Raw genomic sequence first — 23501 nt, 5'->3', positions numbered from 1 at the left:
ACCATGAATAATCACTCTGGCCTTCAGATATACCGCAGAGAGCTTTCCTGCGGCACTCTGAGTGTGACGCCAACCGGAGGCATCACCACCTTCGACGACCTGTTCGAAATAGCAGAAAGGCGTAATCCTAAACGGGCATTTCTTTTTGTCAGCAAAGTGCTTGGCAGACATATACCGGTTTCGCCGACGGTAATGCGTTCGGTTTACCGTCAGTTAGGGGAACAAATTCCCTCCCTGACGACAGGGCCGGTGCTGTTTATTGGCATGGCTGAAACCGCCGTTGGCCTAGGAGCCGGAGTGTTTGATGAAATTCGACACCGTGTGGCCGAGCCGGTCTATCTCACCTCAACCCGGCATCCGGTAGAGGGCGAGTTACTGTGTGAATTCAAAGAGAACCATAGCCACGCCACCGATCATTTGATTTACCTGCCGCAAGACGCCGAGCTGCGCCGCCGGGTATTACAAGCCAAAACCGTGGTTTTAATCGACGATGAAGCCACCACCGGAAATACCTTTATTAACCTGCTCGCGGCATTAAGAGAGACTGCGGGTCTACACCATATTCAGCAGGTGATTGCGGTCACACTGACCGATTGGAGCGGTAGTTCCATCGCGGAACGCTGCCCGCTGCCGGTGCAAACCGTTTCCTTGGCGCAGGGAAACTGGCACTGGGAGAAAAATCCTGACGCACCTGTGCCAATCATGCCTTCTGTGAATATCACCGCTTCCGGCAACGTCCCGATAACCGGTAAACAAAGCTGGGGACGGATCGGAATGAATGAGCCTGAGAATGATCTTGGGCTATCCATTCAGACGACGGAAGGAGAAAAGCTATTGGTATTGGGAAGCAGCGAATTTGTCTGGGAACCCTTCTTACTGGCGGAGCGGCTGGAAAAACAGGGAGCAGAGGTCAAATACAGTTCAACGACCCGCTCACCGATTGCCACCAGCTTCGCGATCGAATCGGCCATTGCCTTCACCGATAATTACGGATTAGGCATCCCTAACTTTGTCTATAACGTGGCTCATCAGCGTTTTGACCGAATCTTGCTATGTATCGAAACGCCGACAGAAAGCGTCGATCCCGCACTGCTGGAGGCGCTGAAAAAAGTGGCTCCCTCCGTTGAGGTTATTTCCTATGAATAAGCCGGTTATTTTTTCCGATCTGGATGACACCCTGTTTCAAACGCGCCGCAAGATGGTGAATGAGCTGGATTTGCAGCCTTACCGCACCGGTGCCTTGGATCGCAGCCTGGAACCGCGCAGTTTTATGACGGAAGAACAGACCATGCTGGTGGATTGGATGCTAGAGCATGCCGAGCTGATTCCCGTCACCGCGCGAGGAACCGAGGAAATCGCTCGGGTCACTATTCCGTTTCGTTCATGGGCCGTGACCACTCATGGTGCCGTGATTCTCGATCCTCAAGGCCAGCCGGACGAAGGCTGGAAAACGCAGATGCTGGCGGCTTTACAGCCTTACGCAGAAAAGCTAGTCACTATGCAGCGTCAAATGACCGAACTCATGGAAGCCAGAAATATCAACGGCTGGGCGCGGCTCAATTACGAATATAACCATACGCCGATCTATCTGGTGATGAAGCATCGGGACAGCACCAAACTGGATGAGCTAAACGCGATTGGCGATGAAATTGAACAGATTTTCTCAACCGACGGTTTCTATATTCACCGCAACAGCAACAATATTGCCTGGCTACCGGAGCCGGTAGAGAAAGGGTTGGCGGTCACTTATTTACTGAACAAACTGCGGGAGGAACGGGGCGTATTTCCGGTTATCGGGCTCGGTGACAGCCTGAGTGACCACCGTTTCATGAAACTCTGCACCTGGTATGGATTGCCTCGCCAGAGCCAGTTTGCTGAAAGCATCGCCAGCAAAATCTTTGGAGAAAAATAATATGCATGATTTCATCCCTTTTTCCGGTTCCTATCTACCGGAAGACGTTCATTTCCTGCTGAAACCGGTCGAAATCGAAATGACACCGGTGGAACAAAAAGAACGGTTGATTCAGTCTGGCGCACGCCACTATTCGGAAATGCTGAGTCAGGAACCGGAGCCAACCTCTTGGCACTTAGATTTATTCACCCGCGCTCTCGATAACGGCGCAGATCGTCTTGCCAAAGAAGTGGTGATGCTGGCTAAGGCCTTGATTCAACGTTTCGGCGATACGCCGATTGTATTAACCAGCCTGGTGCGGGCAGGTGTCCCTCTGGGCGTTATGCTCCACCAAACGCTGCGGGCAATGGGAAAGGAATCTCATCATTACGGCATTAGTATTATCCGCGACCGCGGTATTGATACCGTTGCGTTAGATTGGATTGAAGCTCGCCACGGTACCGAAGGCATTGTTTTTATTGATGGTTGGACGGGGAAAGGAGCGATTACCGGCGAGTTAGTGCGTTCGCTAAAAGATCGGCCAGGCTATCCAGAACAGCCTCGTTTAGTGGTGCTGGCCGATCCCTGCGGATGTTCGTGGCTTGCCGCCAGCGACGACGATTGGTTGATTCCTTTCGGCATCATGGGCGCACCGGTTTCCGGCTTAATCTCTCGCTCGATCTGGTCGGCAGAAGGGCTGCACGGCTGCGTTCAATGCGATCACCTCAGCCAATATGAATGTAGCCGTAAGCTGGTGGATACCGTAGCGGCATCTCGCCAGACCTTAGATCTTGCCGCCATCCCCGCCAGCGATTGGGATTCTCAGCAAAAAACCTATCTAAAGCAGCGCAGCGCACAAGTTATCAGTGCGCTGGCAGAAAAATATCAGATTTCCAGCGTCAACCGTATTAAGCCCGGCATTGCCGAAGCCACGCGCGCTGTATTACGTCGTGTGCCTGATCATGTTCTGGTGCGCTCCGTCAATGACCCTGATGTCGCTTTGCTGGTTTATCTCGCCCGCGAGAAAGGAATAACCATTACCGAAGTCGGTGACGAGATTGGTCAATACCGCGCAGTCACAATCATTAAAAAGGTACTCTGATGAACAAACGGCTCTCCCCTTGGCATTTGGGCGCGACATTGTATATGCCTGCTACCCGCACAGACATTGCCGAGGCCATCTTACATAACAAAATTAGTGGGTTACGCTCGCTGGTTATCTGTCTGGAAGATGCGGTAAACGAAGCTGATATTCCCACGGCTTTAATCAATTTACGTGAGCTGCTAGCGGTTCTCGCTCAGGCCAAGGCTACTGATGGCAATAGCCATTGGCCGCTGGTTTTCATTCGCCCAAGGCATATTGAAATGGGGCAATGGCTAACGGAAAGTCTGGATCTCAGCCCGATCGATGGGTTGGTATTGCCTAAATTCACTTTGGCGTCATTGCCCGAGTGGTGGGCAATCATACGAGATAGCCATTTATGCATGATGCCCACGCTCGAAACCGAAGAGGTTTTCGACGTCGTTCAAATGCGCCAGCTTGCCAGTGAGCTACAAGCTCATCCTTGCCATCAGCGTATTATTGCTTTGCGTATTGGGGGCAACGATCTGATGAATGTGATTTCTTTGCGACGAACGCGTGATTTCACTTTGTACGACGGCCCTATGGGTTATGTGATTAAGATGCTGGTGGCCGTTTTTTCCTCGCGGGATTTTGCCCTAACAGCGCCGGTCTGCGAACACATTGATGACCATCAGGTGATGAATAAAGAGCTGGCTCTTGATATGGCTCACGGTCTGGTTGGGAAAACAGCCATTCATCCTAATCAAATCAGTAAGATAGAACAGGCCTTAATGGTATCACCCACGGATTATGCCGATGCATTACGTATCCTGAACTCAACCCAGGCCGTATTTAAATCTCAGGGATCAATGTGTGAACCCGCAACCCACCGTCGCTGGGCCTCCGGTATCCTCGCTCGCGCTCAGGTTTATGGTATTAGTGCGGAACCGGGGCAAGACGGCGTACGTCTCATGACCGTGACTCAGAACAGCTGAAGGGAACAGCATACTGATTTATCTTAAATTTAGGATCTTCCTGATATTATACACGCCGCAAAGATCGAAAATACCGAGTTGGTTGGCCTCCTGTGGCACAAAAAAACAGGGGAAACCATCTTGGCTCGAAACAGGATTATCTGTTGAGGCTGGCCGGAGTCGTCATTTATGCACTACTCTTTGAAGCGGTGAACATCTCAGGATTAACCAAATGCATCAGCAAGATAACGGGAAACCATCTGGTTATCAGGAAGATGTCCACCGTCTTTATCTTCCCGGCAATAGAATTCTTGACCATGAATGCAGGCGGTAACTAACTATGCAACTCAGCACAAAACAGGCTCGAATCTTCACACTGGCAAATATTCTGGGTTCGGGAAAACCAGTCTCTGCCATTCGAATTATTTCGTCCCTTGATTGTTCAGAGCCTACGCTGACCCGCGCGCTAAAAGAACTGCGTGAATCCTATTCAGCTGAAATAAAGTACAGCAAAGCCACTCATTCTTATCAGCTGGTTAGCCCCGGGAATCTGGATAAAAAAGCCTTACGTAGTATGGCCAAAGTACTAACCGCCCACGCGGAGTCAAAAAACAACGAGGTGGTTAGTCGAGTGTTTCTTGATAAGGATAAAAAGCGAGCGGTGTCGCTTTCGCTCAAAGGATCTATCTTACGTAAAATAGATAAACTGTCCCGATTGATCGAATCCACCCGTAGCGAAGCCGTAGAAATGCTTGCCAATAACTGCATTGATGATTTGATCCGTCATCTCCAAACCGCCAAAAAAGAGAAATAATTGCCGGTTTCTCAAAAAGAGGATGAATTAGTCTTTGAAGGCCAATTCATCTCCCCGGTACGCCTGTAATCTGCCCGTAACCTCTAGCGCCAAAACCAAGACTCTAAAAAAAGTGAAAGCGTATTGCGGCATTTCAGTCAAAGCCCGTATCCGATTGCAACTGCCAGAAACGAAAAAACCCAGCGATTACGCTGGGCTTTGATGTTTTATCTGTCTTTAGATGACGCCGATAAGAACCCGAGGATCAGAACGGGATATCGTCATCAAAATCCATTGGTGGCTCGTTGCCGCCCTGCTGCTGTGGCGCTGGAGCAGACTGCGCCTGACGTGGAGCCTGGCCGCCGCTGAACTGATTGCCACCCTGAGGTTGCTGAGGCTGACCCCAACCGCCCTGTGCGCCATCGTTGGAACCACCCTGCGCGCCGCCAGCAGGAGCACCGCCGCCTTGACGACCACCCAGCATTTGCATGGTGCCGCCAACGTTAACAACCACTTCCGTGGTGTAACGTTCCTGGCCGCTTTGATCCTGCCATTTGCGAGTTTGCAGTGCGCCTTCGATATAAACCTGTGAACCTTTACGCAGATATTCACCAGCCACTTCTGCCAGCTTGCCGAACAGCACTACGCGATGCCACTCGGTTTTCTCTTTCTGCTCGCCGGTTTGCTTGTCACGCCAGCTTTCGGAGGTGGCCAGTGTGATGTTGGCAACTGCCCCACCGTTCGGCATGTAACGGACTTCCGGGTCTTGGCCCAAATTCCCGACCAAAATCACTTTGTTTACGCCTCTGCTGGCCATGTGAACTCTCCTGATGAAGTAAATTTGTACAGTATAAACGAGTAAGTTTAACACGCTAGAGCCTAAACGGCACTGCCGATCGTTACTGCGGGACACATTCCAGTTTAGCAAAACAATCAGCCTGAATTGCAGCCATATACTGGATATTCATTCAGGTTTTTTTGTGTCATAATTATCCGTTTCGTACTGGCCGTGTCCTTTTTCTGGCGTTGCAAAGTGCATTTTTTACATTAGGCTGCGCAATAAAGGACACGGTGAGAGGCTCAGTTTAATCCGGGAAATGTTTGTATGGATAATATCGAAGTTCGGGGCGCTCGCACCCATAATCTCAAGAATATCAACCTGATTATCCCGCGCGACAAACTGATTGTTGTCACCGGCCTGTCTGGCTCTGGTAAGTCTTCACTGGCGTTTGATACCTTATATGCCGAAGGCCAGCGCCGTTACGTTGAGTCTCTTTCCGCCTATGCGCGCCAGTTTCTGTCATTGATGGAAAAACCGGACGTTGACCATATCGAAGGTCTGTCTCCGGCCATTTCTATCGAACAAAAATCTACGTCTCATAACCCGCGTTCCACTGTCGGAACCATTACCGAAATTCACGATTACCTGCGCCTGCTGTTCGCTCGTGTTGGGGAGCCGCGCTGTCCGGATCATGATGTTCCGCTGGCGGCACAGACCGTCAGCCAAATGGTTGATAACGTGCTGGCACAGCCGGAAGGTCGTCGTCTGATGTTACTGGCTCCGGTGGTGCAGGATCGCAAAGGCGAACACACCAAAACGCTGGAAAACCTGGCGACACAAGGCTATATCCGCGCGCGCATCGACGGCGAGGTTTGCGATCTTTCCGATCCGCCGAAGCTGGAACTACAGAAAAAGCACACCATTGAAGTGGTCGTGGATCGTTTTAAAGTGCGGGAAGATCTGGCTCAGCGTCTGGCAGAATCCTTTGAAACGGCGCTAGAGCTATCCGGCGGCACCGCGATCGTGGCCGATATGGACGATGCAAACGCCGAAGAACTGCTGTTCTCCGCCAATTTTGCCTGCCCAATCTGTGGCTACAGCATGAGCGAGCTGGAACCGCGCCTGTTCTCTTTTAACAACCCGGCCGGTGCTTGCCCGACCTGTGATGGCTTAGGCGTACAACAATTCTTCGATCCGGATCGCGTGCTACAAAACCCTGAGCTCTCGCTGGCTGGTGGTGCAATTCGCGGTTGGGATCGCCGCAATTTCTATTATTTCCAGATGCTGCGTTCACTGGCAGAGCACTATAAATTTGATATTGAAGCCCCGTTCAATTCCCTGAGCGCGGAAACGCAAAAAGCAGTGCTGTACGGCTCCGGCAAAGAAAGCATCGAATTCAAATACATGAACGATCGTGGCGATACCACGGTACGCCGTCATCCGTTTGAAGGCGTGTTACACAACATGGAACGCCGTTATAAAGAAACGGAATCCAGCGCAGTTCGGGAAGAACTGGCGAAATTTATCAGCAACCGCTCCTGTGCTTCTTGCCACGGTACTCGCTTACGTAGAGAAGCGCGCTATGTGTTTGTGGAAAACACCACGCTGCCGGAAATTTCCGAATTAAGCATCGGCCACGCTCTGACCTTCTTCCAGAATATGAAACTAAGCGGCCAACGCGCCCAAATTGCGGAAAAAGTCCTGAAAGAGATCGGCGACCGGCTGAAGTTTTTGGTCAACGTCGGTCTGAACTACCTTTCCTTATCGCGTTCCGCCGATACGCTATCCGGCGGCGAAGCCCAGCGAATTCGCCTAGCTAGCCAGATTGGAGCCGGTTTAGTCGGGGTCATGTATGTGCTGGATGAGCCGTCCATCGGCTTGCATCAGCGGGACAACGAGCGCCTGCTGGAAACATTGATTCACCTGCGCAATCTGGGCAATACCGTCATTGTGGTAGAGCATGACGAAGATGCGATTCGCGCCGCAGATCATGTGATTGATATCGGCCCAGGCGCTGGCGTTCACGGTGGGCAAGTGGTGGCAGAAGGAACCGTCGATGACATTATGGCGGCTCCAGAATCCTTAACCGGCCAGTTCCTTAGCGGAAAGCGGGAAATTGCGGTTCCAGCGCAGCGTGTTCTCGGCGATCCGAGTAAGGTGTTGAAGCTAATCGGCGCTACCGGCAACAACCTGAAAGACGTGACCTTAACTCTGCCGGTTGGCCTGTTTAGCTGTATTACCGGCGTATCCGGTTCGGGCAAATCAACGCTGATTAACGACACTTTGTATTCCATTGCACAGCGTCAATTAAACGGCGCTACCATTACCGAACCAGCACCATACCGTGATATTCAGGGTTTGGAACATTTCGATAAAGTCATAGATATCGATCAAAGTCCTATTGGCCGGACTCCACGTTCCAACCCGGCAACCTATACCGGTATCTTTACGCCTGTGCGCGAATTATTCGCCGGGGTTCCTGAATCTCGCACCCGCGGCTATAACCCAGGCCGTTTCAGCTTTAACGTGAAAGGTGGGCGCTGCGAAGCCTGCCAGGGCGATGGCGTAATTAAGGTGGAAATGCACTTCCTGCCAGATATTTACGTCCCTTGCGATCAGTGCAAAGGTAAACGCTATAACCGTGAAACGCTGGAAGTGAAATACAAAGGCAAAAACATTCACGAAGTATTGGAAATGACCATCGAAGAAGCGCGGGAATTCTTTGATGCGGTACCTGCGCTGGCGCGTAAGCTGCAAACCCTTATTGACGTTGGGCTATCCTATATTTGTCTGGGGCAATCAGCGACGACGCTGTCCGGCGGTGAAGCGCAGCGCGTGAAACTGTCGCGCGAGCTATCCAAACGTGGCACAGGGCAAACCCTGTATATTCTTGATGAACCGACTACCGGCCTGCATTTTGCCGATATTCAGCAATTGTTGGCGGTATTACACCAGCTGCGCGATCAGGGCAATACCATCGTGGTAATTGAGCATAATCTGGACGTGATTAAAACCGCAGACTGGATTGTGGATCTCGGCCCGGAAGGGGGCAGCGGCGGCGGTGAGATTTTAGTATCAGGTACACCGGAAACCGTTGCTGAGTGCGAAGCTTCTCATACCGCGCGTTTCCTGAAGCCACTTTTGACGCGTAAATAAAAGCGCAATAAAACGTGCTATCGGGGGGCGAGCTCATCGCCTCCCGCTCTGCTGACTCTCTAAGATCAAGCGCGTAATTCTTGCCGAATCTGTTCCGATAAACCTTGTAATACCAATTGATAAGAGCCATCAATCAACGCATAGAATTGAGAATTTGGCAGCTTTCCATCCAGAAACACCGTGTTCCAGTGCGCTTTATTCAAGTGATCACTCGGCACGATCTCCGGATGCTTTCCACGCAGTTGTTCTGCTAATTCCGGACTACTTTTCAATGAAATAGCAGGACGCCCCCGTACCTCGCTAACCATGGCAAACATCACATCGCCAACCTTAATCTGATTCGCCTGCCACTCTTCATGATCGCTTTGTTCCGCTCCCGGTTTAGACAGACAGTATTCGAGTAATGTCGAATTATTCATTCGCTTATCTCCTGTTATCTGGCCGCATTCAGCCATAAAAACCGACTATTCCAAAGACGGATTTCCTCAGAATAGTAGCCAGAGAGCGTTAGATTTTCGCTATCCGGTTTTCTGATCATGCAGTAATGCCGTGAGATTTACTGTGATCGATAGATAGAGCTGACATTCCTGGCATTAATGATGACACCTACTATCAGTATATTCTTTAATCATCCCACCACAACCCACGCATCAGGAATAGGCCATCACCTTCTGTTCCTCAATAGAAAAGGGCGATATCTCTATCGCCCTTAGGTACCCAACACAATCAGATCAGCGAAAATTCACTCGCCATCTGTTGAGTATTTAAACAAAACGGATTTACTGCACGGCGGCAAACGCAGCGGCTACCTGCTGAACATTTTGGTGATTAACCCCAGCCATGCACACACGGCCACTCGCGATCAGGTAAACACCGAATTCTTCTCGCAGACGATCCACCTGCTGTTCAGTAAAACCGGTATAGCTAAACATGCCGCGTTGAGTCAGCAAATAATCGAAGTTACGCTGCGGCAGCGCTACTTTCAGTGCCGCGACCAGAGTGTTACGCATTTCCAGAATACGGGTGCGCATTTGCTCGACTTCATTGCGCCACTGGCTGCTTAATTCTTCGTCATTCAAGACCTTAGCCACAACCTGCGCACCAAAGTTCGGTGGGCTGGAATAGTTGCGGCGAACAGTAGCTTTGAGCTGCCCCAACACGCGGCCTGCGGCTTCTTCGCTTTCACATACCACGGATAAGCCGCCAACACGCTCGCCGTACATTGAGAAAATTTTAGAAAAAGAGTTGCTGACTAAACACGGCAAACCTTCCGCGGCCATCTGGCGAATGGCATAGGCATCTTCATTCAGACCAGCACCAAAACCTTGATAAGCAATATCGAGGAATGGGATCAATTCCCGTTCTTTGGCGATCCTGATGATCTGATCCCACTGATCGTTAGTCAGATCCGAGCCGGTCGGGTTATGGCAGCACGGATGTAACAGCACAATGCTTCTTGCCGGTAACTGCTGCAAAGTGGCCGACATTGCCTCGAAATTAACGGCTAACTTTTCATTATCAAAGTACGGATAGGTGTTCACCTTAAAACCCGCACCGCTGAAAATGGCAATATGATTTTCCCAGGTTGGATCGCTGACCCACACTTGAGAATCCGGGAAGTAGTGGTACAGGAAATCAGCCCCTACATTCAACGCGCCAGACCCCCCTACGGTTTGAATAGTGGCTATACGACTTTGTTCCAGCATCGGGTGATCTTGCCCAAACAGCAAATGCTGAATAGCAGAACGATAAGCCTGCAAACCTTCCATCGGTAAATAGACCGACGCAGCCTGTGGCTGAGCGCTCATTTGCGCTTCCGCTGTGGCTACCGCCTGCAATTGCGGGATCACACCCTGAGCATCGTAATAAAGCCCAATACTCAGGTTAACTTTATGCTCTCTGGTATCGGCTTTAAAACTTTCCATCAGCGAAAGGATGGGATCACCTGCATAGGCATCTACATTCTGGAACACGGCATTACTCTCCTTAATTAGGTGCAACCAAAATAGCACTAACTTACCCTGCCAGGCTACTCAGGAATAAAAGCGTTTACTGAAAGTAATAAATAACTTTACCTCATGTTTTATAATGTAATTATTAGGATTCTCTCTCTAAAAAACTCAGGAATGAGAAAATAATAATCAGTGAGGTATTCGGCTCTGACTAAAACGAAAAAGGCGCACATATCGCTATGCCGCGCCTTCAGATGACTTGCTAAATCATGCTCGGTGAAACTATTCGCCGATATATTCCATTGATACGCGAGACGTTAGTTTGGTAATCAATTCATAAGCACTGATACCGGTAGCGATAGCCACTTTTTCCACTGGCAAATCCGCTCCCCATAGCTCCACTTCATCACCCACTTTATCCCTAGAATCCGGGCCGAGATCGACAGAAATCATATCCATAGAAACTCGTCCAACGAGCGGCACTTCGCGACCATTCACCCACACCGGCGTGCCGGACGGCGCGCTTCGCGGATAGCCATCGCCGTAGCCCATCGCCACTACGCCTAAACGCGTATCCCGCGGGCTGATCCAGGTTCCACCGTAGCCAACCGGTTCACCGGTTTTATGCTCGCGTACCGCAATCAGACTGGATTTCAGCGTCATCACCGGTTGCAGACCAAAATCGGCTCCGGTTTTCTGCTCCATCGGGGAAACACCATACAATATAATGCCTGGGCGAACCCAATCGCGATGGGATTCCGGCCACAGCAAGATTCCGCCGGACGCAGCAATTGACTGTTTACCCGGTTTCCCAGTGGCAAACTCATCAATGCACTGAATTTGCAGTGTTGTTGCCGAGACTTCCGGTTCATCTGCGCGGCTAAAGTGGCTCATAATATTCACCGGCTGAACCACATTCGAGCAAGCGCTCAGGCGCTGATAAAACGCTTCGGCCTCCTCCGGACGCACACCCAGACGATGCATTCCGGTATCCAGTTTCATCCAGACATTAATCGGATAAGGTAAATCTGCCTGTTCTAATGCTTCCAATTGCTCAACGCTGTGGATGGCCGTTTCGATATGATTGACCACTAATACCGGTAAATCCTCAGCGGAAAAGAAACCTTCCAGCAATAAGATAGGTTTCACGATCCCGCCGGAGCGCAGCATAAGTGCCTCTCCGATACGAGCGACGCCATAACAATCAGCATCTTGTAACGTGCGCGCAGTTTCTAACAGCCCGTGGCCATAAGCGTTTGCTTTCACAACGGCAATCAGGCGGCTTTGCGGCGCCAGACGCCGAACCTGTTGCAAGTTATGTCGCAGAGCGCGGCGGTCGATTACTGCGGTTGCCGCTTTCATTTTCTATCCTTAATTATCAATATGTACCCAAGAAAATTGGAGCTTCAGCTCAATTGAAGACGAACCACCCAATAAGCTGAATTAAGCAAGAAATTCATGTAAATGAACGTTAACTAACTACCTTAAAACTCCAGATTCGCTGGGGATTATTCGTCGTCGTATTGCGGACCGGCATAATTATCAAAGCGCGACCACTGACCGTTGAAGGTCAAACGAACCGAACCGATCGGACCATTACGTTGTTTACCCAAAATGATTTCTGCGATGCCCTTCATATCGCTATTTTCGTGATAAACCTCATCGCGATAAATAAACATGATCAAGTCGGCATCCTGCTCAATCGAGCCAGATTCACGTAAGTCGGAGTTCACCGGCCGCTTATCGGCACGCTGCTCCAGGCTTCGGTTAAGCTGAGAAAGCGCCACCACCGGTACCTGTAGTTCTTTCGCCAACGCCTTGAGGGAGCGAGAAATTTCCGCAATTTCCAAAGTACGGTTATCAGAAAGCGCAGGTACCCGCATCAATTGCAGGTAGTCGATCATAATCATGCTCAGGCCACCGTTTTCACGGTAAATTCGCCGCGCTCGCGAGCGCACTTCCGTCGGCGTCAGGCCCGAAGAGTCATCAATATACATATTGCGTTTTTCCAGCAGAATACCCATGGTGCTGGAAATACGCGCCCAATCCTCATCATCCAACTGACCGGTACGAATGCGGGTTTGATCGACGCGAGACAGGGACGCGAGCATACGCATCATAATCTGGTTTCCGGGCATCTCCAGACTGAAGATAAGCACCGGTTTGTCCTGCATCATTGCCGCGTTTTCGCAAAGGTTCATGGCGAAAGTGGTTTTACCCATCGACGGACGCGCCGCCACGATGATCAAATCTGATTTCTGTAAACCCGCGGTTTTCTTATCCAAATCCTGATAGCCGGTAGAAACGCCGGTCACGCCATCATGCGGGCGCTGATAAAGTTGCTCAATACGCGCAACGGTATCTTCCAGAATCCGGTCGATACTTTTCGGACCTTCATCTTTATTGACGCGGTTTTCCGCAATCTGGAATACCTTGGATTCGGCCAGATCCAGTAGATCTTCACTGGTACGCCCTTGAGGATCGTAACCGGCATCAGCGATCTCGTTTGCGACCGAAATCATTTCGCGTACTACTGCACGTTCACGAACAATATCGGCATAAGCGCCGATGTTCGCCGCACTTGGCGTATTTTTTGACAACTCGGCCAGATAAGCAAAACCGCCGACGGACTCCAGATCCCCTTTCTGTTCCAATGATTCGGAAAGAGTGATCAAGTCGATCGGCTTGCTCATTTCCAGCAAGCGTTGCATTTCAGTAAAGATCCGGCGATGAGGGCGACTGAAGAAATCGTTGCTGGTAACTCGTTCGGAAACGTTGTCCCAGCGTTCGTTATCCAGCATCAAACCGCCCAACACGGACTGCTCTGCCTCCAGCGAATGAGGCGGGAGTTTCAGCCCTTCCATCTGGCGGTCTCGTGGCTCTGTCGTATTGTTGGTTGGTTTTTTTCCTGCCATGAAGAGTGTTCTTTACCCGGTTGAGAATAGAAAATATAACGACCCAGTATACGCGATGATAGGCAGCGAGTAATTATATACCCGTTGAATTAGCTATCGCATATCGGTATTAGCCTCATGGTTATAAAGGTGGAACCGCCAACATCTTAGCTGTAGGGTTAAATGACTTCCATTATGAGGATTTCACATGGCCAAGCGTATTCAGTTTTCCACAACCGGCGGTCCCGATGTGTTGCAATATATTGATTTTACGCCAAAGGATCCGGAAGAACATGAGGTGCAGGTGGAAAATAAAGCCATCGGCATTAACTATATTGATACCTACATCCGCAGCGGTTTATACCCGCCAGCCCAGCTTCCAAGCAGCTTGGGAACCGAAGGGGCGGGAGTTATCAAAAAGGTCGGTTCGGCGGTGAGCACTTTAAAAGTAGGTGATCGCGTGGTGTATGCACAATCAGCCCTTGGTGCTTACAGTGAAATTCATAATGTTCCAGCCGAAAAGATCGCTCTGTTGCCAGATAACATTTCTTTTGAGCAAGCAGCGGCCTCATTTCTGAAAGGGTTGACGGTGCAATATTTGCTACGTCAAACCTACGAAATCAAACCAGGAGAAACCTTCCTGTTTCACGCTGCCGCCGGTGGCGTCGGGCTGATTGCCTGCCAATGGGCAAAAGCGCTGGGAGCCAGACTGATTGGAACCGTAGGCTCTGACGAAAAAGCCGAGTTGGCAAAAGCGGCAGGAGCCTGGGCCACAATAAACTACGCTAAAGAAAATATCTCGCAACGGGTTATCGAGCTGACTCAAGGGGAAAAAGTAAAGGTTGTTTATGATTCCGTCGGAAAAAGCACTTGGATTGATTCACTCAGCAGCCTGCAAAAGCGCGGCTTACTCGTAAGTTTCGGTAACGCTTCCGGCCCGGTTACCGGCGTGGATTTAGGTATTCTCAACCAGAAAGGCGGACTTTATGTTACTCGGCCATCGCTAAATTGGTATGTTACCAATCGGCAGGAACTTGAGCAGGCCAGCAGCGAGCTATTCTCACTGATTGCCTGCGGCGCGATTAACGTCGATGTAGCACCAGAGCAGAAGTTTCCACTGAGTCAAGCCCAACGGGCGCACCTGATGCTGGAAGGCAGGAAAACCACCGGCTCCAGCCTTCTCATTCCTGGAAACTAACGATTAACTGACGTTTATTTTCGGCAATTATCCTGATTTCAGCCAGTAAAAAAGGGTTCCCGCAAAGGAACCCTTTTTTATAACGCATTGATACAGTGTAGGGGTACAGCAGTGTATTCCGACGGAAAAGAGTGCGGCTTATGCCACTATTGTTATTCCCGGCGAAGATGAAAATATTGATACAAGAAACTATCGATTCGCATCCTAGCAGCCAGTTCAGGCAAAAAAAACGCTTTAACCGCAAATTAGCGGATAAATGTTTCAAGCTGTGATCACAACCGCAAAACCTCTGTTCAACTTTTCTTCAGTTGCATTTATTTCATGTGGTTTACACAAGAAAAACTTATCTTAACATTTTGTTCTTTCTGCCATTTAGCCGACAGAAGCCGATCGATATTCCATCAATTATATTAGTAGCGACGAATAGTCGGATTCTGCATAGCGCGCCAGATCCATACAATCGCAACGGCTAAAATCAGCCACGGTAATAACTTAATCATCATCACAAATAACCCACCGACCATCATAAAAGCAGCCGCAACCAGCAAAGCACCTAAAATGCCCAGCAGGGAAATACCGGTCACCATCAGCATGATGAAAAAACCGATAACAAAGAAAATCTCTAACATGGTTGGCTCCTCAATAATTGTTATCATCCAAAATATTGGATAATGCTGATTGGGTATTACAAGAAGCGTGCCAGCTTATAGATAAGGGCTAATTGACTGAATTAAATAGAGATGAACAATTGTAGCCCGCTAAAGAACATAACGGGCTTGGTCATTTTGACTAACTTATAGTGAATTATGTTGAGGCTGTTTCACTAACGATAGGGCTTTCTCTACCACGGAAACATCGGCGCCAGGCTTATGAGCATTCTCGCTTAAATGGCGGCGCCACTGACGCGCACCGGGAATGCCCTGGAAGATGCCCAGAATATGTCGGGTGATATGGCCTAAATAAGCCCCACGCGCTAATTCTTGCTCAATGTAGGGATAGAGAGCCTCTACCGCCGCTACACTATCCGTAATCGCCGCCTGTGGATCGAAGAGTTCGCGGTCTACCTGCGTCAAAATACTCGGATTTTGATATGCCTCGCGGCCAATCATCACGCCATCGAGATATTTGAGGTGTTCTTTCGCTTCATCCAAGGTTTTCACGCCGCCGTTGATGGCGATGGTCAACTCGGGGAAATCACGCTTTAGCTGATAAACTCGCGGATAATCCAGAGGTGGCACTTCACGATTTTCCTTCGGACTCAAACCGGATAGCCAGGCTTTACGCGCATGAATAGTAAACATATCGCAACCGCCCTGCTCTGAGACTTTCTGCACGAAATCACACAAAAACTCGTAGCTGTCCTGATCGTCAATGCCGATTCGGGTTTTAACCGTTACCGGTATGGAAACCACATCGCGCATCGCTTTAACACAATCGGCAACCAGCTCCGCTTCCCCCATCAAACAGGCACCAAAGCGACCGTTTTGCACCCGATCGGAAGGGCAACCAACATTCAGATTAATTTCGTTATAACCACGCTGTTCCGCTAGTTTCGCGCAGTGGGCTAACGCCTGCGGATCGCTGCCGCCCAATTGTAGCGCTACCGGATGATCTTGCTCACTGTAAGCCAGATAATCAGCCTTGCCGTGGATAATGGCACCAGTGGTGACCATTTCCGTGTAAAGCAGCGCCTGTTTGGTCAGCAAACGGTGGAAATAGCGGCAGTGACGATCCGTCCAATCGAGCATCGGCGCGACGGAGAAACGTTGTAATGGGTAGCCTGAATGACCAGTTTGGGCGTTAGATACAGTCTGATTTTCGTGCATGTGCGGTGAGTTTCATCGGTTGTTATTACGTCAATTCCCGCTGTTTTGGTTGCATAGCAAATCATCAGTGGGCTGGAATGCGGGATTATACCATAGAACCTAAGGACGCATTCCAGCGCAATAATCTTACGACTTAACCTATTGATCTATGCGGAAATGTGACGCGGATAGAGGTAACTCACGGCGCCTATCGGCGATCACGCGGAGATATGTTAAAATTGCACAAATAATAATGTTGCGGGACGATTATCATGACTTCAATCAACCAAGAAAAGCTGCTTGCTCAGGCCGAAAGCCTGTGTAAACAACGAAATGTACGGCTGACTCCGCAACGTTTGGAAGTTTTGCGTCTGATGGCACAGCAACCGGGCGCAATCAGCGCTTATGATCTGCTGGATTTATTGCGGGTTTCCGAGCCTCAGGCTAAGCCGCCAACCGTCTATCGCGCTTTGGATTTTCTTTTAGAACAAGGATTTATACACAAAGTTGAGTCGGCAAACAGCTATGTGCTGTGCCATCATTTTGAGGAGCCGCTGCACACCTCAGCGCTGTTTATTTGCGATCGCTGCGGTTTGGTAACGGAAAAAACCACCGTTGGTATTGAAGAAGCCTTAGCTTTGCTGGCGAAACAATCAGGTTTTGCGCTGCGTCACAGCGTGGTAGAGGCTCACGGCCTTTGCGCCACGTGCGGCGAAGTCGAAGCCTGTGATAGCCATGAACATTGCGATCACGACCATAGTCTAGTGGCAAAAAGAAAGTAACCTTGGAAAAGTAACCCCTGGTGCAGAAATCATTTCTGTCGCCATACGGCGGCAGAAATAAAATAAAAAATGGTTTGTCGTCATGACTCACTGTATTAATTAACATTGTATTGATTGACATTAATTATAACCAACACTGGCAGTGTCAGCACATCCTTGTGCTTGCAACATCTTAATATAAAACATGTAAACTTGATGATATTAAATTATATTTTAATAAATAACTCTATTTATAAAATATCGACACATTTAATAACACCGTGGAGGGAGGTAAGTTTTGTATTCATATATTAATACCAACGCAGGTTACCAGCGATATTTGGTATGATCTTCCCAAACTTTCACTTCTTTTTCCGCAGCTTCCTTCTGATAACCGTATTTTTCCTGAATTTTACCTACTAGCTGTTCGCGTTTCCCTTCTATCACCTTCAGGTCATCATCCGTCAGCTTGCCCCATTTCTCTTTAATTTTCCCTTTAAACTGCTTCCAGTTACCGTCGGCTTGATCTTTATTCATAATATCTCCGTTAACTTTTGTTAGCTCAGTTTATTTAATTCCTATTAATATATAGGCTAATATAATTACCAGTAAATTAATAAGACAATCTTAAATTGAATCGTTGTCTTATTCTTACCGTGAAATAACTATAGCAGAGCATTCTGCCGATGGCTAAATTAGTACTATGGAATAGTAATGAAATAGTAGGCAGGCTAAGAAAACCTCATATTATTCTGTATTTAAATCAGCAAGTAACTCGTTATTATCGGATAGTTCTCAATATTACTAAAACACTGTCATGTGAGTGATTAACCAATATATATGCCTTCATTTCTGATGAGATACAGGATTATTTGAGTCGTAGCACACATAATAAAACCCCAATGAAGGGGCTTTATTTAAGGGATAAAATCAATTGCTATTAACGCTAACTACCGCAGGTAGGAATACGTGGTTCGTTAAATCCAGTCGCCATTGCGGATAACGCCAACGGCTAAACCTTCGATAGTAAATGTTTGCTCGCGCAGATCGACGACGATGGGCTGAAATTCACTGTTTTCAGGAAGCAACTGAACAATATTACCTTGTTTTTTCAGACGCTTAACAGTAACTTCATCATCAATACGCGCCACCACAACCTGCCCATTGCGCACATCCTGAGTTTTATGAACCGCAAGCAAATCACCGTCCAGAATACCGATATCTCTCATAGACATACCGTTTACCCGCAGCAGAAAATCAGCATTAGGCTTAAACAGCGAAGGATCAACTTTATAGTGACCTTCAATATGCTGCTGCGCTAACAGCGGTTCGCCCGCAGCAACCCGGCCAATCAGCGGCAGGCCTTCTTCGTCTTCCATTAATAGGCGAATACCACGAGAAGCGCCGGAGACGATCTCAATCACCCCTTTACGCGCCAACGCCTTTAGATGCTCTTCTGCGGCATTAGGCGAACGGAACCCCAGACGCTGCGCGATCTCGGCACGTGTCGGTGGCATGCCCGTTTGCGAGATGTGATCGCGAACCAAGTCGTAGACCTGTTGCTGTCTGGTAGTAAGTGCTTTCATTCCGCCCCCTGTTTGTTTATACAGTTTAGCTGTGAGTATATACAGCCAAACCCCTATTGGGAACCGAAGAGTGAATAAAAACAGGGATTAATGGCTGTATTGTTCTTCACCACTATTTGCTCTTTCCCTGAACTATGCCAAATTCAAGTATTGCCACAGCACAGTAGCCCAAATAAATACCGCCAGCAGGATAGTGATGAGCACTGCGGCGGACCCCATATCCTTTGCCCGACCTGAAAGGTCATGCAGCTCGCTGCCAATCCGGTCAACAACCGCTTCAATCGCACTGTTGATAATTTCAACCACCACCACCAAGACGACAGATCCGATCAATAAAATTCGCTCTATGACTCCCACATCAAGCCAGAAGGCCAGTATGATAGCGATGACGGCCACCACGGCCTCCTGCCGGAAAGCGGCTTCATTTTTCCAAGCAGCGGTTAACCCTTTCACAGAATAACCTGCCGCTTTATAGATACGGGTTAGTCCTGTTGATTGATTAGCCATGAGTTATGTACCTTTTTATTGGATTGATAATAGTTTCGCTGCTTCCATCAGTCTGATCACCACAGATCTCAAAACGAGTTTCTGGTATCCTTGCGGCGAATTGCTAACAAGAGGCTTCACGTTGTTATGTCAGGTTGGCGTAAAATATATTATAAGTTACTGAATTTACCACTTAAATTGTTGGTAAAAAGCAAGGTAATCCCCGCAGATCCTGTGACTGAACTGGGGTTAGACCCGTCACGTCCAATTTTGTATGTTTTACCTTATAACTCTAAGGCTGATTTGCTGACATTGCGAGCGCAGTGCCTGGCACAAGATCTTCCCGATCCGTTGATTCCACTGGAAATAGACGGTGCACAGCTGCCAAGTCACGTTTTCATCGATAATGGCCCACGGGTATTTCGCTATTATGCCCCGAAGCAGGAATCGGTAAAATTATTCCACGATTATCTGGATCTGCATCGCAATAATCCTGAGCTGGATATTCAGATGCTACCGGTATCAGTAATGTTTGGCCGCTCTCCGGGCCGGGAAGGTCACGGTACACCACATCTGCGCGTACTGAACGGCGTACAAAAATTCTTTGCCGTACTGTGGCTGGGTCGCGATAGCTTTGTGCGATTCTCGACTACCGTTTCCCTGCGCCGCATGGCCAGTGAGCACGGCACTGACAAAACCATCGCCCATAAGCTGGCCAGAGTCGCGCGTATGCACTTCTCTCGTCAGCGTTTAGCTGCCGTTGGCCCAAGTCTGCCGGCACGTCAGGAGCTATTTAAAAAGCTGCTGGCGTCAAAAGCTATCGAAAAAGCGGTGGCTGATGAAGCGCGTACCAAGAAAATTTCCCACGAAAAAGCGCAGCAAAATGCCATCAATTTGATGGAAGAGATTGCGGCAAACTTCTCTTATGAAGCCGTGCGTTTATCCGATCGCGTGTTGAGTTGGACCTGGAACCGTCTGTATCAGGGCATCAATGTTCATAACGCCGAGCGCGTGCGCCAATTGGCACAAGATGGCCACGAAATCGTGTATGTCCCCTGCCATCGTAGCCACATGGACTATCTGTTGCTGTCCTACGTGCTTTATCATCAAGGCCTGGTACCGCCGCATATTGCTGCCGGTATCAACCTGAACTTCTGGCCGGCTGGCCCGATTTTCCGTCGTTTAGGTGCCTTCTTTATTCGCCGTACCTTTAAGGGCAACAAGCTGTATTCCACCGTGTTCCGTGAATACCTAGGTGAGCTATTCACCCGTGGTTATTCCGTTGAATACTTTGTGGAAGGTGGCCGTTCACGCACCGGTCGGCTGCTGGAACCCAAAACTGGCACCCTGTCGATGACAATACAGGCCATGCTACGCGGCGGCTCCCGCCCTATTACTCTGGTGCCAATTTACATCGGTTACGAGCACGTAATGGAAGTTGGGACATACGCCAAAGAACTGCGCGGCGCGACCAAAGAGAAAGAAAGCCTGATGCAAATGCTGCGCGGTCTGCGCAAACTTCGCAATTTGGGTCAGGGCTATGTGAACTTTGGCGAACCTTTGCCATTGACTACTTATCTCAACAACAACGTGCCAGACTGGCGTGATGCTATCGATCCAATCGAAGCTCAGCGCCCAAGTTGGCTGACTCCGGCGGTTAACGATTTAGCCGCTAAAATTATGGTTCGTATCAATAATGCCGCAGCGGCTAACGCAATGAACTTATGTTCTACCGCGCTGCTGGCATCGCGTCAGCGTTCATTGACTCGCGAGCAACTGTTGGAGCAACTCGATTGCTACCTGCAACTGCTACGCAATGTGCCTTACGCCAAAGATGTGACCGTACCGGATAAAACGCCGGAAGAGTTGCTGAACCACGCGTTGAAAATGAATAAGTTCGAGGTAGAGAAAGACAACATCGGTGACATCATAATCCTGCCACGTGAGCAGGCGGTGTTAATGACTTACTACCGTAATAATATTCAGCACTTGCTGATGCTGCCTTCACTGATTGCTAGCATGGTGATGTACCATCGCCGTATTACTCGTTCCGAGTTATTACGCAAGATCGGTATGATTTACCCAATGCTGAAAGCCGAGCTTTTCCTGCATTATACCAAGGAAGAACTTGCGCCAACGCTGGATACGCTGGTTAACGAACTGGCGCGCCAACAGTTGATTTGCGATAAAGGCGATGAATTAGTGTTGAATCCAGCGCGTATTCGTCCGTTGCAGCTGCTGGCCGCTGGCGTGCGTGAAACTCTGCAACGCTACGCAATTACGCTCTCTTTGCTCAGCGCAAACCCAAGCATCAATCGGGGCGCGCTGGAGAAAGAGAGTCGCATCATGGCGCAGCGTCTTTCCGTACTGCATGGTATTAACGCGCCGGAATTCTTTGATAAGGCCGTATTCTCCACGCTGGTTGCAACTCTGCGCGAAGAAGGCTATATCAACGATATTGGCGATGCGGTGCAGGAACATACGCTGGAAGTTTACAATATGCTAAGCAACCTGATGACGCCGGAAGTGAAGCTGACGATTGAAAGCGTCAGTATGCCTGCCGAGACAAATCAGTTACCTGCTCCAGATAAACCAGCAGAATAATTTCCAGATAGCTGAATAAGCAAAGGGCCAGATAATATCTGGCCCTTTCTATTTGTATCATTTGGGGTTTAATTCAATGACCAATAGCTCAACAGAATCCCAAGGAACAGAACCAAACCAACGTAATTATTATTCAGGAAAGCCTGGAAACAAGGTTCACGCTGACGTTTAGCAATCATTTTCTGCTGATGAATAAATAGAGCGCCGGCTAATAAAACGGACCAATAGAACGCCCCGCCTAAATGCATCAGATAACCGATAATCACCATCAATAACAACGTAGCCAGTTGCAGCAACCCGACGATGAGGCGGTCATACTGACCGAATAGAATAGCCGTGGATTTGACGCCAATTTTTAGGTCATCGTCCCTATCTACCATCGCATACAGCGTGTCATAAGCGACGGTCCAGCAAATATTCGCCAACAGCAACAACCAACATACCAGCGGCAGGCTTTCGCTTACTGCGGCAAAACCCATTGGAATCGACCAGCCAAATGCCGTGCCTAACACCACCTGCGGCAAGTTGGTTACCCGCTTCATAAAGGGATAAATCCAGGCCAGTGCCAGCCCCACCAGAGATAGCCAGATGGTCATACTGTTTAAGGTCAGAACCAGCCCGAACGAGATCAGCACCAGTACGCCAAACAGGATTTTGCTTTCTTTTTCGCTCACAGCGCCACTGGGCAATGGCCGTGAAGCGGTGCGTTTTACGTGTCCATCGATTTTACGATCGGCGAAATCATTCACCACACAGCCTGCGGCACGCATCATAAACACGCCCAGCACGAACACGATCAGAATTTTTGCATCAGGAATACCGCGTCCTGCCAGCCATAACGCCCATAATGTTGGCCACAGTAACAGCAGTGAACCAATAGGCTTATCAATTCGCATCAAACGGCAATAGGCGCGCCATTTGCTTTGAAGAACACTTCCATCCAATTTATTTATCTCCCAAATCTTTGCTCATAGTCACACCCTGGAAAGCTGATATAACGGCGACGCTGGCAAGAATACTTCCGTCAGCAACAGGGGTTTCCCAGACAGGCGTAAAAGTGAACGGCGCGCCCAAAGCTTTTCCTGTAACCCCGTTTGGATATAGTCTCGCGTCAGAGCATCGCCACTGAACAGATAGCGCCCTAGAGGCACCGTTCCCAGATCCACCAGCGCACGATCGGAGCCAGAAAGGGTTTCTTCTGGCACCACCGTCCGCCCCAATAACCAAGGCTGAGCATCACCGAACAAAATAACTTCTCTCAGCCAATAACGCTGGCTTATCGGCAAATGTTCCGCCTCTTCACCCAGTTCATCGCGAGTAATAAAACATTCCAGCTTTGGTTCGATATGTACCCGTTGGCAATGTTGCTCAAAACGGCGGGTCATTGACCCCAGCTCCATCAACCAATCGGCAATATCGGCACTGAGATTAGGCTGATCAATAGATCGCCATTGAATAGGTTTTAGAATTGATACCTCGCCGTATGACATTCGGCTCGCTCCCGCCGGGGATACATCTGGCTCCCCGCAATTGGTCAACATGGGGCTATTGTAGCGC

General features: G+C 49.2%; 21 protein-coding genes. 9 read left to right on the top strand and 12 right to left on the bottom strand.

Annotated features, from left to right (window positions below):
- Positions 1 to 3: 3 nt before the first annotated feature.
- From DBA33_RS03970 to DBA33_RS03945, 5 genes are all read left to right on the top strand, one after another.
- The gene (locus DBA33_RS03970) at positions 4 to 1146 is read left to right on the top strand and encodes a phosphoribosyltransferase domain-containing protein (RefSeq protein ID WP_120805630.1); all 1143 of its coding nucleotides are present in this window, start codon (positions 4 to 6) and stop codon (positions 1144 to 1146) included.
- Positions 1139 to 1912 carry a hypothetical protein gene (locus DBA33_RS03965; protein WP_064515484.1) on the top strand — a complete coding sequence of 258 codons (774 nt, stop codon included), beginning with the start codon at positions 1139 to 1141 and terminating at the stop codon, positions 1910 to 1912. Before DBA33_RS03970 ends, DBA33_RS03965 begins: the two co-directional genes overlap by 8 nt.
- 1 nt (position 1913) lies before the next feature.
- Complete coding sequence (locus DBA33_RS03960) at positions 1914 to 2993, top strand: cysteine protease StiP family protein (protein ID WP_120805628.1); 1080 nt, start codon at positions 1914 to 1916, stop codon at positions 2991 to 2993.
- Positions 2993 to 3949, top strand: coding sequence for an HpcH/HpaI aldolase/citrate lyase family protein (locus tag DBA33_RS03955; RefSeq protein ID WP_064515488.1), 957 nt, complete (start codon positions 2993 to 2995; stop codon positions 3947 to 3949). Before DBA33_RS03960 ends, DBA33_RS03955 begins: the two co-directional genes overlap by 1 nt.
- Positions 3950 to 4268: 319 nt before the next feature.
- On the top strand, positions 4269 to 4742 hold the full coding sequence (locus tag DBA33_RS03945) for a hypothetical protein (RefSeq protein ID WP_064515492.1): 474 nt from the start codon (positions 4269 to 4271) through the stop codon (positions 4740 to 4742).
- A gap of 244 nt (positions 4743 to 4986) precedes the next feature.
- On the opposite strand, the gene ssb1 is transcribed toward DBA33_RS03945, so the two are convergent.
- Positions 4987 to 5538, bottom strand: coding sequence for a single-stranded DNA-binding protein SSB1 (gene ssb1 / locus DBA33_RS03940; RefSeq protein ID WP_049598032.1), 552 nt, complete (start codon positions 5536 to 5538; stop codon positions 4987 to 4989).
- 288 nt (positions 5539 to 5826) lie between these two features.
- Here ssb1 and uvrA point away from each other — a divergent pair, with 288 nt between their 5' ends.
- Entirely contained in the window at positions 5827 to 8658 is a 2832-nt protein-coding gene (gene uvrA / locus DBA33_RS03935) for an excinuclease ABC subunit UvrA (RefSeq protein WP_120805626.1), read from the top strand.
- A gap of 65 nt (positions 8659 to 8723) precedes the next feature.
- Here the strand turns inward: uvrA and DBA33_RS03930 are convergent, their stop codons facing one another.
- From DBA33_RS03930 to dnaB, 4 genes are all read right to left on the bottom strand, one after another.
- Positions 8724 to 9077, bottom strand: a complete 354-nt coding sequence (locus DBA33_RS03930) for an MmcQ/YjbR family DNA-binding protein (RefSeq protein WP_120805624.1) — start codon at positions 9075 to 9077, stop codon at positions 8724 to 8726.
- A 360-nt stretch (positions 9078 to 9437) separates the two neighbouring features.
- The gene (locus DBA33_RS03925; protein ID WP_064515497.1) at positions 9438 to 10631 is read right to left on the bottom strand and encodes an amino acid aminotransferase; all 1194 of its coding nucleotides are present in this window, start codon (positions 10629 to 10631) and stop codon (positions 9438 to 9440) included.
- A gap of 261 nt (positions 10632 to 10892) precedes the next feature.
- Positions 10893 to 11972: an alanine racemase gene (gene alr, locus DBA33_RS03920; protein WP_064515499.1), complete on the bottom strand. Its 1080-nt coding sequence runs from the start codon at positions 11970 to 11972 to the stop codon at positions 10893 to 10895.
- 146 nt (positions 11973 to 12118) lie between these two features.
- Entirely contained in the window at positions 12119 to 13525 is a 1407-nt protein-coding gene (gene dnaB / locus DBA33_RS03915; RefSeq protein WP_049598040.1) for a replicative DNA helicase, read from the bottom strand.
- 187 nt (positions 13526 to 13712) lie between these two features.
- On the opposite strand from dnaB, the gene DBA33_RS03910 reads away from it, so the two are divergent.
- Complete coding sequence (locus DBA33_RS03910) at positions 13713 to 14702, top strand: quinone oxidoreductase (RefSeq protein ID WP_064515500.1); 990 nt, start codon at positions 13713 to 13715, stop codon at positions 14700 to 14702.
- A 410-nt stretch (positions 14703 to 15112) separates the two neighbouring features.
- Here DBA33_RS03910 and pspG read toward each other — a convergent pair whose 3' ends face one another.
- Both pspG and dusA read right to left on the bottom strand, forming a co-directional pair.
- Positions 15113 to 15331, bottom strand: a complete 219-nt coding sequence (gene pspG / locus DBA33_RS03905) for an envelope stress response protein PspG (RefSeq protein ID WP_064515502.1) — start codon at positions 15329 to 15331, stop codon at positions 15113 to 15115.
- A 165-nt stretch (positions 15332 to 15496) separates the two neighbouring features.
- Positions 15497 to 16528 (bottom strand): tRNA dihydrouridine(20/20a) synthase DusA, encoded by a 1032-nt coding sequence (dusA, locus tag DBA33_RS03900; RefSeq protein WP_064515504.1) that lies wholly within the window; start codon positions 16526 to 16528, stop codon positions 15497 to 15499.
- A gap of 251 nt (positions 16529 to 16779) precedes the next feature.
- Here dusA and zur point away from each other — a divergent pair, with 251 nt between their 5' ends.
- On the top strand, positions 16780 to 17289 hold the full coding sequence (gene zur / locus DBA33_RS03895; RefSeq protein WP_064515506.1) for a zinc uptake transcriptional repressor Zur: 510 nt from the start codon (positions 16780 to 16782) through the stop codon (positions 17287 to 17289).
- Between the two features lie 306 nt (positions 17290 to 17595).
- Here the strand turns inward: zur and DBA33_RS03890 are convergent, their stop codons facing one another.
- From DBA33_RS03890 to DBA33_RS03880, 3 genes are all read right to left on the bottom strand, one after another.
- The gene (locus DBA33_RS03890; protein WP_120805622.1) at positions 17596 to 17805 is read right to left on the bottom strand and encodes a CsbD family protein; all 210 of its coding nucleotides are present in this window, start codon (positions 17803 to 17805) and stop codon (positions 17596 to 17598) included.
- Between the two features lie 440 nt (positions 17806 to 18245).
- Positions 18246 to 18854 (bottom strand): transcriptional repressor LexA, encoded by a 609-nt coding sequence (lexA, locus tag DBA33_RS03885; protein ID WP_049598050.1) that lies wholly within the window; start codon positions 18852 to 18854, stop codon positions 18246 to 18248.
- 132 nt (positions 18855 to 18986) lie between these two features.
- Entirely contained in the window at positions 18987 to 19361 is a 375-nt protein-coding gene (locus DBA33_RS03880) for a diacylglycerol kinase (RefSeq protein ID WP_064515508.1), read from the bottom strand.
- Positions 19362 to 19487: 126 nt separating this feature from the next.
- Between DBA33_RS03880 and plsB the strand changes: the two genes are divergently transcribed.
- Positions 19488 to 21944 carry a glycerol-3-phosphate 1-O-acyltransferase PlsB gene (plsB, locus tag DBA33_RS03875; RefSeq protein ID WP_064515510.1) on the top strand — a complete coding sequence of 819 codons (2457 nt, stop codon included), beginning with the start codon at positions 19488 to 19490 and terminating at the stop codon, positions 21942 to 21944.
- 68 nt (positions 21945 to 22012) lie between these two features.
- Here plsB and ubiA read toward each other — a convergent pair whose 3' ends face one another.
- Positions 22013 to 22888: a 4-hydroxybenzoate octaprenyltransferase gene (ubiA, locus tag DBA33_RS03870; protein ID WP_064515511.1), complete on the bottom strand. Its 876-nt coding sequence runs from the start codon at positions 22886 to 22888 to the stop codon at positions 22013 to 22015.
- A 30-nt stretch (positions 22889 to 22918) separates the two neighbouring features.
- A complete protein-coding gene (gene ubiC / locus DBA33_RS03865; RefSeq protein WP_064515513.1) occupies positions 22919 to 23434 on the bottom strand; it encodes a chorismate lyase in 516 nt (171 codons plus the stop codon).
- Between the last annotated feature and the right edge of the window lie 67 nt (positions 23435 to 23501).

The organism is Yersinia sp. IP36721 (assembly GCF_003634395.1).
Taxonomy (GTDB): domain Bacteria; phylum Pseudomonadota; class Gammaproteobacteria; order Enterobacterales; family Enterobacteriaceae; genus Yersinia; species Yersinia entomophaga.
The sequence above is the reverse complement of the archived record's forward strand: the minus strand, read 5'-3'. Positions and strand labels throughout refer to the sequence as shown.

What these genes read in the sequence shown, in the direction of transcription:
- DBA33_RS03970 (WP_120805630.1), top strand. Translation starts at nt 4, where the DNA reads ATGAATAATCACTCTGGCCTTCAGATATACCGCAGAGAGCTTTCCTGC.
- DBA33_RS03910 (WP_064515500.1), top strand. Translation starts at nt 13,713, where the DNA reads ATGGCCAAGCGTATTCAGTTTTCCACAACCGGCGGTCCCGATGTGTTG.
- ubiC (WP_064515513.1), bottom strand. Translation starts at nt 23,434, where the DNA reads ATGTCATACGGCGAGGTATCAATTCTAAAACCTATTCAATGGCGATCT.
- ssb1 (WP_049598032.1), bottom strand. Translation starts at nt 5,538, where the DNA reads ATGGCCAGCAGAGGCGTAAACAAAGTGATTTTGGTCGGGAATTTGGGC.
- dnaB (WP_049598040.1), bottom strand. Translation starts at nt 13,525, where the DNA reads ATGGCAGGAAAAAAACCAACCAACAATACGACAGAGCCACGAGACCGC.
- uvrA (WP_120805626.1), top strand. Translation starts at nt 5,827, where the DNA reads ATGGATAATATCGAAGTTCGGGGCGCTCGCACCCATAATCTCAAGAAT.
- DBA33_RS03890 (WP_120805622.1), bottom strand. Translation starts at nt 17,805, where the DNA reads ATGAATAAAGATCAAGCCGACGGTAACTGGAAGCAGTTTAAAGGGAAA.
- dusA (WP_064515504.1), bottom strand. Translation starts at nt 16,528, where the DNA reads ATGCACGAAAATCAGACTGTATCTAACGCCCAAACTGGTCATTCAGGC.
- DBA33_RS03930 (WP_120805624.1), bottom strand. Translation starts at nt 9,077, where the DNA reads ATGAATAATTCGACATTACTCGAATACTGTCTGTCTAAACCGGGAGCG.
- pspG (WP_064515502.1), bottom strand. Translation starts at nt 15,331, where the DNA reads ATGTTAGAGATTTTCTTTGTTATCGGTTTTTTCATCATGCTGATGGTG.
- alr (WP_064515499.1), bottom strand. Translation starts at nt 11,972, where the DNA reads ATGAAAGCGGCAACCGCAGTAATCGACCGCCGCGCTCTGCGACATAAC.
- DBA33_RS03965 (WP_064515484.1), top strand. Translation starts at nt 1,139, where the DNA reads ATGAATAAGCCGGTTATTTTTTCCGATCTGGATGACACCCTGTTTCAA.
- DBA33_RS03880 (WP_064515508.1), bottom strand. Translation starts at nt 19,361, where the DNA reads ATGGCTAATCAATCAACAGGACTAACCCGTATCTATAAAGCGGCAGGT.
- DBA33_RS03955 (WP_064515488.1), top strand. Translation starts at nt 2,993, where the DNA reads ATGAACAAACGGCTCTCCCCTTGGCATTTGGGCGCGACATTGTATATG.
- zur (WP_064515506.1), top strand. Translation starts at nt 16,780, where the DNA reads ATGACTTCAATCAACCAAGAAAAGCTGCTTGCTCAGGCCGAAAGCCTG.
- lexA (WP_049598050.1), bottom strand. Translation starts at nt 18,854, where the DNA reads ATGAAAGCACTTACTACCAGACAGCAACAGGTCTACGACTTGGTTCGC.
- DBA33_RS03945 (WP_064515492.1), top strand. Translation starts at nt 4,269, where the DNA reads ATGCAACTCAGCACAAAACAGGCTCGAATCTTCACACTGGCAAATATT.
- DBA33_RS03960 (WP_120805628.1), top strand. Translation starts at nt 1,914, where the DNA reads ATGCATGATTTCATCCCTTTTTCCGGTTCCTATCTACCGGAAGACGTT.
- plsB (WP_064515510.1), top strand. Translation starts at nt 19,488, where the DNA reads ATGTCAGGTTGGCGTAAAATATATTATAAGTTACTGAATTTACCACTT.